This is a genomic window from Pararhizobium capsulatum DSM 1112 (assembly GCF_030814475.1).
Taxonomy (GTDB): domain Bacteria; phylum Pseudomonadota; class Alphaproteobacteria; order Rhizobiales; family Rhizobiaceae; genus Pararhizobium; species Pararhizobium capsulatum.
This window is the reverse complement of record NZ_JAUSVF010000001.1, coordinates 3,644,222-3,660,254: the sequence shown is the minus strand read 5'-3', so window position 1 is coordinate 3,660,254 and position 16,033 is coordinate 3,644,222. Positions and strand designations below refer to the sequence as shown.

Here is a 16,033-nt window from a genome sequence, read left to right as displayed (position 1 = left end):
GATGCCGTTTCTTTCCCGCCATCCGCTCGAAAGCAAGGTCGACTCCGGCTCGTCCATCCGCGCCGTCGATCATCTGGAAATCCCGCGTTCCGTCGAGATCGTGACCGTGTTGTCGCGCCAAACGGATAACGCCACTGTCATTGCGGGCTTTGCCCCTGCCGGTGATCTGGTGATGCGCAATGTTGCACCGGGAGAATGGCTGGTACTCTCGCATACTGATCTGCCGGATAGTCTGCAGCGCCGGCTTGCGGGCCTGCTGACCGATATCGCCGATGTCGTCGACCAGAGCGAGGGCAGGGTGCTTCTCCGGCTCTCGGGGCCGAATGCGAGGCGTATTCTTGCCAAGGGCGTGGCGATCGACCTCGATCCTTCGGCCTTCGCGGTCGGGCAGTCAGCCAACCTGCGCTGCGGCCATGTCGCTGTGAATTTTGCCCGCTCCGGCGAGAACGAATTCGAGCTCGTGGTGTTCAGAAGCTTTACCGAATCCCTGTTCGAAGACCTTCTGGTGATGGGCCGGGAGTTCGATCTGTCTTATGGTTTTTCCAGTGGCCTCGCCGATCCCGTGTGATGGCATCGAATGCGCCGTTTTATGGCGCATTTCTGCGTGTCGCATCCGATAGGATGGCGGAAACCGGCAAGATGGTTTCGCGCTTGCGTCTTTATCAGCGACAGGCTTCAAAATAGGCTCTGTTCCAATCGTCCATGTGTGGCCCTGCTTTGGCATTGCCCGACAAACCGGAGACTATCATGAAGAGCCATGCAAGGGTCGTTGTCATCGGCGGCGGCGTCGTTGGATGTTCCGTGCTCTATCACCTCACCAAGTTCGGCTGGACCGATGTCGTGCTGGTCGAGCGCTCCGAACTTACCTCCGGCTCAACCTGGCATGCCGCGGGCGGCATGCACACGATCAACGGCGACCCCAACGTCGCCAAGCTGCAGAAATACACGGTCGAGCTTTACAAGGAGATCGAGGATTATTCAGGCCAGGACATCGGCCTGCACATGACTTCGGGCCTGATGCTTGCCGCCACCAACGAGCGTTTCGACTGGATGAAGTCGCTGCTGGCCAAGGGAAAATATGCCGGCGGCGAGGCGACCCTGATCTCCTCGCGCGAAGCCTATGAGATGATGCCGCTTCTCGACCCCGACCAGTTTGTCGGCGCCGTGTTCGACCCGCATGAAGGTCATCTTGACCCCTACGGCACCACGCATGCCTATGCGAAATCCGCCAAGAAGAACGGTGCGGACATCTATCTGCACACCAAGGTCGAAGACCTCGTGCAGCGCGAGGATGGCAGCTGGCGGGTGATCACCAACAAGGGCGAGATCATCGCCGAGCATGTCGTCAACTGCGGCGGTCTCTGGGCGCGCGAGGTCGGCCGCATGGTCGGGCTCGAGCTGCCAGTGCTCGCCATGGAGCACATGTACCTCATCACCGAGGACATGCCGGAGGTGATCGAGTTCAACGAGACCTCCGGCAAGGAGCTGATGCACTGCGTCGATTTCGATGGCGAGATCTATATCCGCCAGGAGCGCAACGGCATGCTGATGGGCACCTACGAAAAGGCCTGCCGTCCGTGGTCGCCGATCACGACGCCGTGGGATTTCGGCCATGAACTGCTGGCGGAAGACCTGGAGCGGATTTCGAGCGAACTCGAAGTCGGCTTTCGCCATTTCCCGGCCTTCAACAACGCCGGCATCAAGAAGATCATCAACGGTCCCTTCACCTTCTCGCCGGATGGCAATCCGCTGGTCGGGCCGGTGCGCGGCATGACCAATTTCTGGTCGGCCTGCGCCGTCATGGCCGGGTTCAGCCAAGGCGGCGGCGTCGGGCTGGCGCTTGCCAACTGGATGATCCATGGCGATCCGGGCTTCGACGTCTTTGCCATGGATGTCTGCCGCTACGGCGATTTCGCCACGCTCGGCTATACCAACGCCAAGGTGCGCGAAAATTATTCCCGCCGCTTCTCGATCCGCTACCCGAACGAGGAACTGCCGGGTGCGCGTCCCTTCCTGACGACCCCAATCTACGACAAGCTCAAGGCCGAAGGCGCCGTCTTCGGCGCGTCCTACGGGCTGGAACAGCCGCTGTGGTTTGCGCCGGCTGATGTCGAGGATGCCTTCTCCTGGCGCCGTTCGACGGACTTCGAGACAGTCGGCGCAGAAGCAAAGGCCGTGCGCGACAGCGTCGGCCTTATGGAGACCTCGGGCTTTGCGAAATACACCATCACCGGCAAGGGGGCTGCCGCATGGCTCGACCGGCTGCTGGCATCGCGTATTCCGGCTCCCGGCCGCATGGTGCTTGCGCCGATGCTCAAGGATGATGGCAAGCTGATCGGCGATTTCACGCTCGCGTGTTTCGGCGAAAATGACTTCTTGTTGATCGGCTCCGGCATTGCCGAAGATTATCACATGCGCTGGTTCGAGAGCCATTTGCCTGAAGATGGCAGCGTGTCGCTCACGGCGCTGAATGCCGGGTTGGCCGGCCTGTCGATTGCCGGGCCGAATTCCCGCGCCGTGATCGAGAAGCTCACCCATCTCGATATGTCCGATGCTGCTTTCCCCTTCATGGCGATCCGCAGGATGGATCTTGGCATGGCGCCGGCCATCGTCGGCCGTGTCAGCTATACCGGCGATCTCGGGTACGAGATCTGGATGAAACCGGAATATCAGCGCTACCTGTTCGACCTGATCATGGAGGCGGGCAAGGAGTTTGACATTCGCCTCTTCGGTCTTCGGGCGCTGAACGCGCTTCGTCTCGATAAGTCCTTCGGCAGTTGGTCTCGGGAATTCCGGCCGCTCTATGGGCCGCTGGAGGCCGGACTCTCGCGATTCGTCGCTTTGTCGAAGGAGACCGACTTCATCGGCAAGGCGGCAGCGGCGAAGGAAAAAGCCGAAGGCGGGTCGCTTCGCCTGCGCACCTTCGTCGTCGATGCCAAGGATGCCGATGTCATCGGCGACGAACCGATTGCACTGAACGGCAAGGTCTGCGGCTGGGTAACGTCGGGCGGTTATGCCCATGCATCCGGCGTTTCGGTAGCAATCGGCTATGTACCAAAAGAAGTCGCCGAGGAAATTGACGGCTGGTCGATCGAAATTCTCGGCGAGGATTTGCCGGCCCGATTGCAGTCCCAACCGCTCTTCGACGCCAATGGTTCGCGCATGCGCTCGTAACCTAAGCCATTGCAAAGATTAACAACACAGCCGGGTCAAAAGTCCCGGCTGTGCCGTTTCGGACCATCCGCGCAAGCATTCGGTGATATGCCCAATCGGCGAGCTTTTTGTGCACGTTTTTTGATTTTTCTGGATTCAAATTCGCCAATTAATCAAATCTGGCGAAGATTCTGTCGATGGCGCACTTTTAGGCTTCACTTTTCAAGCGAAAGCGTTATGGAATCCTCTTAATCACCGGGGCTTAAATGGCTCCACAAGAACAAGAGACCAGACCCATCACGGGATCCGGTCCGGGGGATAATTGATGCAGTACTTTGTACAGCAGCTCGTGAACGGGCTGACTCTGGGCTCTATTTACGGCATGATCGCCATTGGTTACACAATGGTTTACGGCATTATCGGCATGATCAATTTCGCCCACGGCGATATCTTCATGCTGGGTGGCTTTGCTGCTCTGATCGTGTTTCTCGCATTGACGAGCCTTTTCGCCGGCGTTCCTGTCGTGCTTGCGCTTCTCGTGATGATGCTCGTTGCCATGCTGACGGCGGCGCTCTGGAACTGGACCATCGAGAAGGTTGCCTATCGGCCCTTGCGCGGTTCGTTCCGTCTTGCGCCGCTGATCACGGCCATCGGCGTGTCGATCGCGCTGTCCAACTTCATCCAGGTAACCCAGGGTCCGCGCAACAAGCCGATCCCCCCGCTGGTTTCCTCGGTTTACGACGTCTTCGGCATCTCGATCTCGCTGAAACAGATTATCATCATCGTGGTTACGGCCGTTCTGCTGACGATCTTCTGGTACATCGTCAACAAGACGCCACTTGGTCGCGCCCAGCGTGCCACGGAGCAGGATCGCAAGATGGCGGCTCTGCTCGGCGTCGATGTCGATCGCACGATTTCCGTGACGTTCGTCATGGGGGCAGCACTCGCGGCCGTCGCAGGTACCATGTATCTGATGTATTATGGCGTTGTGGTCTTCACCGACGGTTTCACTCCGGGCGTCAAGGCCTTCACGGCAGCCGTTCTCGGCGGCATCGGATCTCTGCCGGGGGCTGTGCTCGGCGGGCTTCTGATCGGCCTTATCGAGTCGCTCTGGTCGGCCTATTTCAGCATCGACTACAAAGATGTTGCGACATTCTCCATCCTGGCCATCGTTCTGATTTTCAAGCCGTCGGGCATTCTCGGCCGGCCGGAAGTCGAGAAGGTATAATTTCATGGCAAACATGACCAATAAACTTGAGAACGCCGGCGGGGATCTGACGGCGCGGGCTCTGCGCGAGGCGTTCTTCGCGGGCCTCATTTCGCTCGGTCTCTTCTTCCTCTTCGTGGGTTTGAAGTCCGACCAGAACATCCTGAACGAGCTGATCCTCGTGCAACGCTGGGGCTTGCTCGCGATCTTCGTGATCATTGCGGCGGTCGGGCGCTTCGCGGTGGTTGCCTACCTGCAGCCCTGGAACGCAAGCCGCAAGGCATCGAAGGATGCGGCGGCTCCGGTGGAAACACGGGAAGGCTTTATCAAGCGTAATTTCACGGCCATCGCCGGCGTCCTGCTCGTCCTCTATCCGATCCTTGCTGTCGTCCTTTTCGGCGCGCAGGGCTCGCTGAAGTGGGTCGATAACTTCGGCATCCAGATATTGATCTACGTGATGCTGGCCTGGGGCCTGAATATTGTCGTTGGTCTGGCTGGCCTGCTCGATCTCGGTTACGTGGCTTTCTATGCCGTTGGTGCCTACTCCTACGCGCTGCTGTCCAGCTATCTCGGCCTTTCCTTCTGGCTGCTGCTGCCGATCTCCGGTTTGTTGGCTGCCTGTTGGGGCGTCGTGCTCGGCTTCCCGGTCCTGCGCCTTCGTGGCGACTATCTGGCGATCGTGACGCTTGCCTTCGGGGAGATCATCCGCCTTGTCCTGATCAACTGGACGGAAGTGACCAAGGGCACGTTTGGCGTCTCCGGCATCGCCAAGGCTTCGATCTTCGGTATCCTGTCCTTCGACGTCAGCGCACCGAACAACTTCGCGAAGTATTTCGGCCTGCCGATGTCCTCGGCCTACTACAAGATCTTCCTGTTCTATCTCATCCTGGCTCTGGCAGCCTTGACGGCCTACGTCACGATCCGCCTGCGCCGGATGCCGATCGGGCGTGCCTGGGAGGCCTTGCGCGAAGACGAGATCGCTTGCCGCTCGCTCGGCATCAACACGGTGACGACCAAGCTCACGGCGTTTGCGACAGGCGCCATGTTCGGTGGTTTCGCTGGCTCGTTCTTCGCTGTGCGTCAGGGTTTCGTCTCGCCGGAAAGCTTCGTCTTCCTGGAATCGGCGGTCATCCTCGCCATCGTGGTCCTTGGCGGCATGGGTTCGCTCACCGGGATTGCGATTGCGGCAGTGGTCATGATCGGCGGCACGGAAATCCTGCGTGAACTCTCCTTCCTGAAGGCCATTTTCGGTCCCGATTTCACGCCTGAACTCTACCGCATGCTGATCTTCGGCCTGGCGATGGTGGTTGTGATGGTCTGGAAGCCGCGTGGTTTCGTTGGTTCTCGTGAGCCGACAGCCTTCCTCAATGAGCGCAAGTCCGTCTCCGGCAGCTTCACCAAGGAAGGGCACGGCTGATGGCTTCCGCAACGACGACAACAGCGGCAACGACAATGACAAAAGACGTTATTCTCAAGGTCGAACACCTGTCGATGCGCTTCGGCGGTCTGATGGCGATCAACGACTTCTCCTTCGAAGCCTATCGCGGCGATATCACCGCGCTGATCGGTCCGAACGGCGCCGGCAAGACCACGGTGTTCAACTGCATCACCGGCTTCTACAAGCCGACGATGGGCATGATCACCATGCGCCAGAAGGCCGGCAAGGAGTATCTCCTTGAGCGTCTTCCTGACTTCGAGATCACCAAGCAGGCCAAGGTCGCCCGTACCTTCCAGAACATACGGCTGTTCTCGGGCCTGACTGTTCTCGAAAACCTGCTGGTCGCCCAGCACAACACGCTGATGCGCGCCTCGGGCTACACGATCCTCGGACTGTTCGGCTTTCCGGCTTACAAGAAAGCGTCGAAGGAATCGATCGAACTCGCGAAGCACTGGCTTGAACGCGCGTCGCTGATCGACCGTGCAGACGATCCGGCCGGCGACTTGCCTTACGGCGCACAACGCCGCCTGGAAATCGCCCGCGCCATGTGCACCGGCCCGGAATTGCTCTGCCTCGACGAGCCGGCTGCTGGTCTCAACCCGCGTGAATCGCTTGCGCTCAACGATCTGCTTCAGGGCGTTCGCAAGGATACGGGCACATCGATCCTGCTTATCGAGCACGACATGTCGGTGGTCATGGAAATCTCTGACCACGTCGTCGTTCTCGAGTACGGTCAGAAGATTTCCGACGGCAACCCTGAATTTGTGAAAAACGACCCGAAGGTCATCGCGGCCTATCTCGGTGTCGAAGACGATGAGGTCGAAGAAGTGATTGCCGAGGTTGAAGGCGAAGCAGGAGGCCTGAAATGAGCGGTCCGCTTCTCCAGGTTAAGTCCGTCGAAGCCTATTACGGCAACATCCGCGCACTCGGCGGCGTCGATGTCGAAGTCAACAGCGGCGAAATCGTCTGCCTGATCGGCGCCAACGGCGCCGGCAAGTCGACGCTGATGATGACGATCTGCGGCAGTCCGCAGGCTCGTACCGGCTCCGTTATTTTCGACGGCCAGGACATCACCCGCCTGCCGACTCACGAGATTGCCCGTCTGCGCATCGCGCAGTCGCCGGAAGGTCGTCGCATCTTCCCACGCATGACTGTGTTCGAGAATCTTCAGATGGGCGCGAGCCTCGACAACCTGAAGTATTTCGACGAGGACGTTGAGAAGATCTTCACGCTCTTCCCGCGCCTCAAGGAACGTCAGATGCAGCGCGGCGGTACGCTTTCGGGCGGTGAGCAGCAGATGCTCTCTATCGGCCGCGCGCTGATGGCACGTCCTAAGCTTCTGCTTCTCGACGAGCCTTCGCTTGGTCTCGCACCGCTGATCGTCAAGGGCATCTTCGAAGCGATCAAGAAGCTGAACAAGGAACAGGGGCTCACTGTGTTCCTCGTCGAGCAGAATGCGTTCGGCGCGCTGAAGCTTTCCGACCGCGGCTACGTGATGGTCAACGGCCTGGTGACGATGAGCGGCAGCGGCAAGGAACTTCTTGCCAATCCGGAAGTTCGCGCAGCCTATCTGGAAGGCGGTCGCCATTGATGGCGCCGTTCAGGAGTTTTTGACATGCAGGGTATTCTCTACGAAGAAGCCTCGTTTCTGCAGTTTCTCTTCGTCAGCTGCATCATCGGTGGGTGGACCGCCTGGCGCACGGGCAAGAGCGTCGCAGAGGGATGGCAGAACTACAGCACGGTGCTGATCTACACCCTTCTTCTGGGCGTCGGCATCCGTTTCGTCCATCACGCGCTGTTTGGCGGTACGATGTTCAGCCTCCACTACTACCTGATAGACACGATCGTTCTTTTGCTGTTTTCTACCGCGGGCTTCCGCTTCTACAGGACGCGGCAGATGACCAGCAATTACTACTGGCTCTATGAGAAGGCCTCGCCCTTTTCGTGGAAGAATAAATAAAGAGGGATTCCGGCTCACGGTGCAAACACCGGGGCGGAAGTAAAAATACCGGCGCAATGAAGGTGGGTATTGCGCCGGATATCGAAACCAGACCCGCTCGAGATTTGGGAGTAACAAAATGAAGAAGTCACTTTTGTCGGCCGTTGCCTTCAGTGCAATGGTCGCTTTCAGCGGCGCCGCATGGGCTGACGTTATCGTCGGCGTCGCTGGCCCGTTGACCGGCCCGAATGCAGCCTTCGGCGCACAGCTCCAGAAGGGTGCAGAGCAGGCTGCTGCTGACATCAATGCTGCTGGCGGCATCAATGGCGAGCAGATCAAGGTCGTTCTCGGCGATGACGTTTCCGACGCCAAGCAGGGCGTTTCGGTTGCCAACAAGTTCGTTGCCGATGGCGTCAAGTTTGTTGTCGGTCACTTCAACTCGGGCGTTTCGATCCCGGCTTCGGAAGTTTACGCCGAAAACGGTATCCTTCAGGTAACCCCTGCTTCCACCAACCCGACCTTCACCGAGCGTGGGCTGTGGAACACCTTCCGTACCTGCGGTCGTGACGACCAGCAGGGCGCAGTTGCCGGCGCTTACATCGCCACCAACTTCAAGGACGGCAAGGTCGCTGTCGTTCACGACAAGACGCCTTACGGCCAGGGCCTTGCTGACGAAACCAAGAAGGCTATGAACGAAGCCGGCGTCACTGAAGTCATCTACGAAGGCATCAACACCGGCGACAAGGACTTCTCGGCTCTGATCGCCAAGATGAAGGAAGCCGGCGTAACGGTCGTCTACTACGGCGGTCTGCACACTGAATTCGGTCTGATCGAACGTCAGGCTGCCGACCAGGGTCTGAAGGCTGCCTTCATGTCGGGCGACGGTATCGTCTCGAACGAACTGGCTTCCATCGCTGGCGACGCTGTTAACGGCACGCTGATGACGTTTGCTCCGGATCCGCGCAAGAACCCGGCTGCAAAGGAACTCGTCGAGAAGTTCCGCGCTGCTGGTTTCGAACCGGAAGCCTACACGCTCTACGCCTACGCTGCTCTGCAGGTTATCGCTGAAGCTGCCAAGGCTGCCGGCGGCAACGACTCGCAGGCTGTTGCCGAAGCGATCAAGGCCAAGGGTCCGTTTGCAACCGCAATCGGCGAACTCGGCTTCGACGAAAAGGGCGACATCACCCGCCCGGACTACGTCATGTACACCTGGAAGAAGGGTGAAGACGGCAAGTACAGCTACTTCGAAAACCAGTAAGGTTTTCGTTCGAAAACCACTGGGTTTTCGAAGGGATCGTCAGATCGCGAAGGCCCGGCATTGCCGGGCCTTTTGCGTTGGGAATGCTGGGGTTCGGGTCATGCGCGATGTGCGTCCCTGCGGACGAAAGTTGCGAAACCTGCTGGTGTTCGAGGGGCGGCCTTGGTTTAGTGCGTTCGCACAGCGAATCTCAAAGCCTCGGAGTCCGAAATGTCAGCCAAGCCACGTATCCTCGTTACTCGCAAATGGCCAAAGGCGGTGGAAAATGTGCTGGTCGAGCGCTTTGACGCTGCGTTGAATGCCACGGATGTTCCCTTGTCTGAGGCTGAGCTGGGCGCGGCCTTGCAGACCTTCGATGCGGTTCTGCCGACCGTATCCGACAAGCTGCCTGCCGTGGTCTTTGCAAACGCATCGATGAAGGCGAAGATCCTCGGGAATTATGGCGTCGGCTACAATCATATCGACATTGCTGCCGCAAAAGCTGCTGACATCGTCGTTACCAATACGCCCGACGTCCTGACGGATTGCACCGCCGATATCTCCATGACGCTGCTTCTGTCGGTTGCTCGGCGCGCGGGCGAGGGGGAGAGGGAAGTTCGGGCCGGCCAGTGGACAGGCTGGCGCCCCACCCACATGGTTGGATCGAAGGTGACCGGCAAGACGCTCGGCATCATCGGTTTTGGCCGCATCGGCAAGGTCATGGCCAAGCGCTGCCATTTCGGCTTCGATATGGATATCGTTTTCCAGAACCGTTCGCGGATCGATCCGGCCGAGGCTGCACGCTACGGCGCCCGGCAACTCGATAGCATCGAGGAGGTGCTGGCTGTCTCGGATTTCGTTTCCCTCCATTGCCCAGGCGGCGGTGAGAACCGGCATCTGATCGATACGAAGCGTCTGTCATTGATGAAACGGGGCGCATTCCTCATCAACACCGCACGTGGCGATGTCGTGGATGAAGCCGCGCTGATTGCGGCGCTGGAGGCCGGGACCATTCGTGGCGCGGGCCTCGACGTCTATGAGGCCGAACCCGGCGTGCCGGAAGCGTTGCGACGTCTGCAGAACGTCGTGCTGCTGCCGCATCTCGGCAGCGCGACCGACGAAACCCGAACGGCCATGGGTATGAAGGTGGTGGACAATATCACCGCGTTCTTCGAAGGCCGCGAGCCTCCGGATCGGGTCGCCTGAGGCGAAGCCTATTCCTGATAGAGAACGGCGGCGGCCTTGACGGCAGCGGAGGCACGGTTTTCGACGCCGAGCTTCACGTAGATCTGCTCAAGGTGCTTGTTCACCGTGCGGGCGCTGAGGCCCAGGATCTCGCCGATATCCCGGTTTGCCTTGCCCTTGGCGATCCATAGAAGCACTTGCGCCTCGCGCACGGTCAATGCGAAGGCACGGCGCAGAATTTCATCGTCGCTGGTCTGGCTGATGCCGGTCAGCCGGAAGAGAAATTCGTCGGAGCCGATCGCGCCGAGATAGGCGAGCTGCAGCACCGGCTGGCCGTTCTGCTGGATGATCAGCGGTTCGCTCCGGCCGCCATGTTTTTCGCGCTCCTGTGTCCAGAGGCGAATATGTCCGGCGAGCGTTTCCATGCCGTCGTCACGGCCGGTTGCGGCATTGATCAGCCGCGTCGCCTGCGGCGTCGACCATTGCAGCGTGCCATTGCCGCGCACGGCCAGCAGATGACGGCCGGCGGCATCGAGCGCAACGCGGGCCGACTGGGTCGAGCGGGCGTTGGCGAGATGCACCCGGATGCGGGCACGCAGCTCGTCGATATTGATCGGCTTGGAGAGGTAATCGACGCCCCCGGATTCGAGCGCGTGAACGATATGCTCGGTCTCGGTGAGGCCCGTCATGAAAATCACCGGGACTTGCGCGATCGCGGCATTCGCCTTCAGTCGGCGGCAGGTGTCGAAGCCGTCCATGCCGGGCATGACGGCATCCATCAGCACGATATCGGGGGTGATGCGCTCGACGACGTTGATGGCCGCATTGCCGGAGGTCGCGATCAGCACGGAGAAACCGGATTGTTCCAGTGCATCGGTGAGGAAGCCGAGTGTTTCGGGGGAATCATCGACGATCAATACGATATTGCGCGGATGCGCAGCCTCATTCACCGGCGAGTCTCCCGTTGTTGTCGCTGATCTTCTGCAGGAATGTGGCGTAGCCTGCAAGATCGAAGGCCTGCACATAGACACGCACGACTTCGGTAAACGGCTGGTTTTCCTCGATCCGCGCCAAATCGTTCAATTTGGCCTCAATGCCCCTGATGTAGCCGATCTCGCCGAGTCGGATGAGCTCTTCGACATGGGCAGGGCCTGGCGTGCGGACGGGCCGGATGGGCCGAACCGATGGGGGCGGGCGCTGCTCATCGTCGTACAGCCATTCAAGGCCGAGATGCAGCGCCAGCTTGTCGTTGAGCTGGCGGATATCAAAGGGCTTCGCCAGCGTGTCGTTGTAGTCGGCATCGCCGGCTGCGGCGGCCGTGCCATCACCGATATTGGCCGACAGCATGATCACTGGCGCGCTCTGGCCATATTCGCGTAGCCGTGACACCAGTTGCCACCCGTTCATGCCGGGCATCGAGATGTCGATGAGGAACAGGTCTGGCTTGATGCCCTCGATCAACGTCAGGCATTCGGCGCCACCGGATGCCGTCAGGACGATGAAATCGAGGGGCATCAGCACTTCACGCATCAGATCGCGATGATCCTCGTTGTCATCCACCACGACGATGGTGCGTCGGGCGCCGGCATAGCCGGCGATCTTGCGCACCGAGGGAGCAAGCGCGCGCGGCCGTTCGATGGCCGACAGCATGAGCCTTACCCGGAAGGTCGAGCCCTTGTCGCGCTCGCTGGTCACGGAGATTTCCCCACCAAGGGTATTTGCCAGCAATTGGGTGATCGTCAGCCCGAGCCCGAGGCCGGGCATCGGCCGGATATGCTCAGCCTCGCCACGCTGGAATGGTTCGAAGATGCGTGGCAAGTCCTCGGCAGAAATGCCTCGGCCGGTATCGGAAACGGTGAAGGTCGCGACCTGACTGCGATAGCTCACCTCGAAGCGGACGGTTCCGCGATCGGTGAACTTGATGGCATTCGAGAGCAGGTTGACGAGGATCTGGCGCAGCCGCTTCTCGTCGGTGCGGACATAGCGCGGCAGGGCAGGCGCCCGGATATGATCGAAGGCGAGGTCCTTCGCCTGCGCCTGCGGACGGAACATATCGACGATCTGGTCGAGGAAATCCTGGATGTTGATTTCGTTGGAATAGACTTGCAGACGTCCGGCCTCGATCTTCGAGATATCAAGCAATCCGTCGATGAGGCCGGAGAGATGGTCGGCCGAGCGGCGGATGACCTTGATCGCCGACTGGCGCGGGGCGGGGATGGTTTCGTCTCGCTCGAGGATCTGGGCATAGCCGAGCACGGCATTGAGCGGCGTGCGCAACTCATGGCTCAAGCCGACGACATAGCGGCTCTTGGCCCGGTTCGCAGCTTCGGCCGTTTCCTTGGCATATTGCAAGGCGGCGTCCGTCTTCTTATGGGCGGCGATTTCCTTGAGCAGAAGCGTGTTCTGGCGTGAGGATTCCTCCTCGGCCACCAGCCGGCTGTCATGGGCAAGCACGTAGAACCAGCAGACGACACCCGCGACGACCGAAAAGACAAAGAACACGACGCCGACCGTTCGGTTGACCACGACAGCGGTTTCCGGCGATGCGGTGCCCGTCTGGTGGGCGATCATGGCGAGGATGACGCCGATGCCGGCGACCGCCAGCACCACGGCGATGCCGTAGCGCCCGAGGCGGCTCGACAGGGTTTCGATGATTTTCGGCGGCAGCAGCGTTTTTGCGACCACGGCCGTCTGGGCGTTGAAGCTCGCATGCGGCTTGCACATGTCGTGGCAGCGGCTGTCGAGCGAACAGCAGAGCGAACAGATCGGCGCCGAATAGGCGGGGCACCAGGCCATATCCTCGTGTTCGAAAGGATGCTCGCAGATTGAGCAGGTGACGGTAGAGAGCTTCTTCCAGCTATGGCGCTGCCGACGGGCGAGGTAGTATTTACCCTTGGTGCGCCACGCGATCAGCGGCGAGACGATGAAGGCCGTCACAAGGGCGATATAGGGGGCTAGCGACGCAGCCATTTCGCCAAACAGGCCGAAATGGGCGGTCAGAGCCACCAAGGCCGAAGCCGTCATCGCGCCGACGCCGACGGGGTTGATGTCATAGAGATGGGCGCGCTTGAACTCGATATCCGGCGGCGCCAGCCCCAGCGGCTTGTTGACGAAAAGGTCGGCAGAGATCGTGCAGAGCCAGGACATGGCGATGATCGAGAAGATGCCGAGTGTTTCTTCGAGCAGCTTGTAGATGCCGAGTTCCATCAAGAGAAGCGCGATGGCGACGTTGAAAATCAGCCAGACGACGCGACCGGGATGGCTATGCGTGAGGCGCGAGAAGAAATTCGACCATGCGAGCGAGCCGGCATAGGCGTTCATCACGTTGATCTTGAGCTGCGAGACAACGACAAAAGCCGCCATCAGCAGCATCGCCGCCGTATGGGACGGGATCATGTAGCCGAAGGCGGTCAGATACATATGGGCGGGATCAGCTGCATCGGACACTGGCACGCCCGAGCCGAGCGTCAGGACAACGAGGAACGAGCCGGCCAGCAGTTTAGGCGCGCCGACAACGACCCAGCCCGCACCGGCCATGAAGACGGCAAAGCGGTGGCGAAGGCGGCTCTGGCCCTCTGGCGGCAGGAAGCGCAGGAAATCCACCTGTTCGCCGATCTGCGCCATCAAGGCGAGGATGACGGCGGAAGCGGCGCCGAATTCCACCAGCGCGAACGGGGCGAGCGTGCCCGGCACACCTTCCGGATGGCCGGCGCCGGTGAAGGCGAGCCAGAGGTCGAACTTGCTCCAATCCGCGAGCGCGATGAAGATGAAGGGAAGGATGTTGAGAATGATCCAGAAGGGCTGGGTGATCAGCTGGAACTTGCTGATCAGCCGGACGCCGTGGGTGACGAGCGGGATCACCATCACGGCGGAGATGATGTAGCCGATCCAGAGCGGAATGCCGAGCGCCAGCTCCAGCGCAGCGGACATGATCGAGGCCTCGATCGCAAACAGCATGAAGGTGAAGCTGGCATAGATCAGCGAGGTGATGGTCGAACCGATATAGCCGAAGCTCGCGCCACGGGTCAGAAGATCGATATCTACGCCGTGACGGATGGCGTAGCGCGCGATCGGCAGCCCGACAACGAGCATGACGACGCTGGCGACCAAAATGGCGATGATGGCGTTGGTCGTGCCGTAGGAGAGAGTGATCGCGCCGCCGATCGCCTCCAGCGCCAGGAAGGAGATGGCGCCGATGGCCGTCTGCGAGATGCGCTGCGAGGAAAATTGCCGCGCGCTCTTGGCGGTGAAGCGCAGCGCGTAGTCTTCCAGCGTCTGGTTGGCGACCCAGCGATTATACTCGCGCCGAACCGGAATGATGCGCTGGCGTGCTGTCATCGGTGACGTCTGTTCCCTCAAAACCCTGAAACGGCATTGCTGGCTTCGGTCGTAGCACAGAAGATCACGGTGCTTAAGGGTGGGCTGGTGCTCAAAGCTGCACGTTTCGCCCCGGCACCTACGTTAATTGACGTATATAGTTTCCCAAGCCGCTGCCCGATAGTTCGTTAGCGAACGGTAAATGTCTCCCAAATGCCGTCGCCAAAAGAACGAGAGGGGTTCACAATGAAATTCACATCTCACATCCACAGCGCGTTTCTCGCCGCTGCGCTCACCACGACCGCAATCACCGGTGCCTTTGCAGCCGACGACACCATCAAGGTCGGCGTCCTGCATTCGCTTTCCGGCACCATGGCCATCTCCGAGACGACGCTCAAGGACGCCATGCTGATGCTCATCGAAGAGCAGAACAAAAAGGGCGGTCTTCTCGGCAAGAAGCTTGAGGCTGTCGTCGTTGATCCGGCGTCCGACTGGCCGCTGTTTGCTGAAAAGGCCCGCGAGCTAATCTCCGTCGACAAGGTTTCGGCCGTTTTCGGTTGCTGGACTTCCTCGTCGCGCAAGTCGGTTCTGCCGGTCTTCGAAGAACTGAACTCGATCCTCTTCTACCCCGTCCAGTACGAGGGTGAAGAATCCTCGCGCAACATCTTCTACACCGGTGCCGCGCCGAACCAGCAGGCCATTCCGGCTGTCGATTACCTGATGGAAACCGAAGGCGTCGAGCGCTTCGTTCTTGAAGGCACGGACTACGTCTACCCGCGCACCACCAACAAGATTCTGGAAGCCTACCTGATCGCCAAGGGCATCCCGAAGGAAGACATCATCATCAACTACACGCCGTTCGGCTTCTCTGACTGGCAGACGGAAGTTGCCAAGATCAAGGAATTCGGCTCGGCCGGCAAGAAGACCGCCGTCGTCTCCACCATCAACGGTGACGCCAACGTTCCGTTCTACAAGGAACTCGGCAACCAGGGCGTCAAGGCAACCGACATCCCGGTTATCGCCTTCTCCGTCGGCGAAGAAGAACTCGCCGGTCTCGACACCAAGCCGCTCGTCGGTCACCTCGCTGCCTGGAACTACTTCCAGTCCGTCGATGCCGACGTGAACGCCGAGTTCATCAAGCAGTGGCATGCCTACACCAAGAACGACAAGCGCGTGACCAACGACCCGATGGAAGCTGCCTATATCGGCTTCAACGCCTGGGTTAAGGCTGTAGAAGCTGCCGGCACGACCGACACGGATGCTGTTCTCGACACGATCATCGGCACCACCGTTCCGAACCTTTCGGGCGGCTATGCCACCGTCATGCCGAACCACCACATCACCAAGCCTGTCCTGATCGGCGAAATCCAGGCAGACGGCCAGTTCGAAATCGTCCAGGAAACGCCTCCAGTCGTCGGCGACGAATGGTCCGACTACCTGCCGGACTCGAAGGACCTGATCTCCGATTGGCGCAAGCCGATGTCCTGCGGCAACTTCAACGTTGCCACCGGCAAGTGCGGCGGCAAGGGTTCCTGAGTATCGGGGCTCCTGATTTTA

Annotated in this window: 12 protein-coding genes; 10 read left to right on the top strand and 2 right to left on the bottom strand. The window is 59.9% G+C overall.

All coding sequences use genetic code 11. The annotated features are described in order from the left end of the window. Position 1: 1 nt before the first annotated feature. The 9 genes from QO002_RS17675 to QO002_RS17635 all read left to right on the top strand — a co-directional run bounded on the left by QO002_RS17675 (position 2) and on the right by QO002_RS17635 (position 10,180). Positions 2–568: a sarcosine oxidase subunit gamma gene (locus QO002_RS17675; RefSeq protein ID WP_307232025.1), complete on the top strand. Its 567-nt coding sequence runs from the start codon at positions 2–4 to the stop codon at positions 566–568. Between the two features lie 179 nt (positions 569–747). Next, positions 748–3,174: a GcvT family protein gene (locus tag QO002_RS17670; protein ID WP_307232023.1), complete on the top strand. Its 2,427-nt coding sequence runs from the start codon at positions 748–750 to the stop codon at positions 3,172–3,174. A gap of 304 nt (positions 3,175–3,478) precedes the next feature. After that, positions 3,479–4,381 (top strand): branched-chain amino acid ABC transporter permease, encoded by a 903-nt coding sequence (locus QO002_RS17665; RefSeq protein WP_307232021.1) that lies wholly within the window; start codon positions 3,479–3,481, stop codon positions 4,379–4,381. Positions 4,382–4,385: 4 nt separating this feature from the next. Continuing rightward, positions 4,386–5,777 (top strand): high-affinity branched-chain amino acid ABC transporter permease LivM, encoded by a 1,392-nt coding sequence (gene livM, locus QO002_RS17660; RefSeq protein ID WP_307232019.1) that lies wholly within the window; start codon positions 4,386–4,388, stop codon positions 5,775–5,777. Beyond that, positions 5,777–6,667, top strand: a complete 891-nt coding sequence (locus tag QO002_RS17655; RefSeq protein ID WP_307232017.1) for an ABC transporter ATP-binding protein — start codon at positions 5,777–5,779, stop codon at positions 6,665–6,667. The genes livM and QO002_RS17655 overlap by 1 nt, the downstream gene beginning before the upstream one ends. Further along, the gene (locus tag QO002_RS17650) at positions 6,664–7,389 is read left to right on the top strand and encodes an ABC transporter ATP-binding protein (protein ID WP_307232015.1); all 726 of its coding nucleotides are present in this window, start codon (positions 6,664–6,666) and stop codon (positions 7,387–7,389) included. Before QO002_RS17655 ends, QO002_RS17650 begins: the two co-directional genes overlap by 4 nt. A 24-nt stretch (positions 7,390–7,413) precedes the next feature. Next, complete coding sequence (locus QO002_RS17645) at positions 7,414–7,758, top strand: DUF6867 family protein (protein WP_307232012.1); 345 nt, start codon at positions 7,414–7,416, stop codon at positions 7,756–7,758. A gap of 118 nt (positions 7,759–7,876) precedes the next feature. Further along, complete coding sequence (locus tag QO002_RS17640) at positions 7,877–8,995, top strand: branched-chain amino acid ABC transporter substrate-binding protein (protein ID WP_307232010.1); 1,119 nt, start codon at positions 7,877–7,879, stop codon at positions 8,993–8,995. Positions 8,996–9,205: 210 nt separating this feature from the next. Continuing rightward, a complete protein-coding gene (locus QO002_RS17635; RefSeq protein WP_307232008.1) occupies positions 9,206–10,180 on the top strand; it encodes a 2-hydroxyacid dehydrogenase in 975 nt (324 codons plus the stop codon). A gap of 8 nt (positions 10,181–10,188) precedes the next feature. Here the strand turns inward: QO002_RS17635 and QO002_RS17630 are convergent, their stop codons facing one another. Then, on the bottom strand, positions 10,189–11,109 hold the full coding sequence (locus QO002_RS17630; protein ID WP_307232007.1) for a response regulator: 921 nt from the start codon (positions 11,107–11,109) through the stop codon (positions 10,189–10,191). Next, positions 11,102–14,497 (bottom strand): hybrid sensor histidine kinase/response regulator, encoded by a 3,396-nt coding sequence (locus tag QO002_RS17625; RefSeq protein ID WP_307232005.1) that lies wholly within the window; start codon positions 14,495–14,497, stop codon positions 11,102–11,104. Before QO002_RS17625 ends, QO002_RS17630 begins: the two co-directional genes overlap by 8 nt. A gap of 225 nt (positions 14,498–14,722) precedes the next feature. Between QO002_RS17625 and urtA the strand changes: the two genes are divergently transcribed. After that, positions 14,723–16,012 carry an urea ABC transporter substrate-binding protein gene (gene urtA, locus QO002_RS17620; RefSeq protein ID WP_307232002.1) on the top strand — a complete coding sequence of 430 codons (1,290 nt, stop codon included), beginning with the start codon at positions 14,723–14,725 and terminating at the stop codon, positions 16,010–16,012. Positions 16,013–16,033 lie beyond the last annotated feature (21 nt).

Bases quoted from the DNA above. Each gene is read 5' to 3' on its own strand.
- QO002_RS17655 (WP_307232017.1), top strand. From the start codon at position 5,777: ATGGCTTCCGCAACGACGACAACAGCGGCAACGACAATGACAAAAGAC.
- QO002_RS17625 (WP_307232005.1), bottom strand. From the start codon at position 14,497: ATGACAGCACGCCAGCGCATCATTCCGGTTCGGCGCGAGTATAATCGC.
- QO002_RS17635 (WP_307232008.1), top strand. From the start codon at position 9,206: ATGTCAGCCAAGCCACGTATCCTCGTTACTCGCAAATGGCCAAAGGCG.
- QO002_RS17665 (WP_307232021.1), top strand. From the start codon at position 3,479: ATGCAGTACTTTGTACAGCAGCTCGTGAACGGGCTGACTCTGGGCTCT.
- QO002_RS17640 (WP_307232010.1), top strand. From the start codon at position 7,877: ATGAAGAAGTCACTTTTGTCGGCCGTTGCCTTCAGTGCAATGGTCGCT.
- urtA (WP_307232002.1), top strand. From the start codon at position 14,723: ATGAAATTCACATCTCACATCCACAGCGCGTTTCTCGCCGCTGCGCTC.
- QO002_RS17670 (WP_307232023.1), top strand. From the start codon at position 748: ATGAAGAGCCATGCAAGGGTCGTTGTCATCGGCGGCGGCGTCGTTGGA.
- QO002_RS17650 (WP_307232015.1), top strand. From the start codon at position 6,664: ATGAGCGGTCCGCTTCTCCAGGTTAAGTCCGTCGAAGCCTATTACGGC.
- QO002_RS17675 (WP_307232025.1), top strand. From the start codon at position 2: ATGCCGTTTCTTTCCCGCCATCCGCTCGAAAGCAAGGTCGACTCCGGC.
- QO002_RS17645 (WP_307232012.1), top strand. From the start codon at position 7,414: ATGCAGGGTATTCTCTACGAAGAAGCCTCGTTTCTGCAGTTTCTCTTC.
- livM (WP_307232019.1), top strand. From the start codon at position 4,386: ATGGCAAACATGACCAATAAACTTGAGAACGCCGGCGGGGATCTGACG.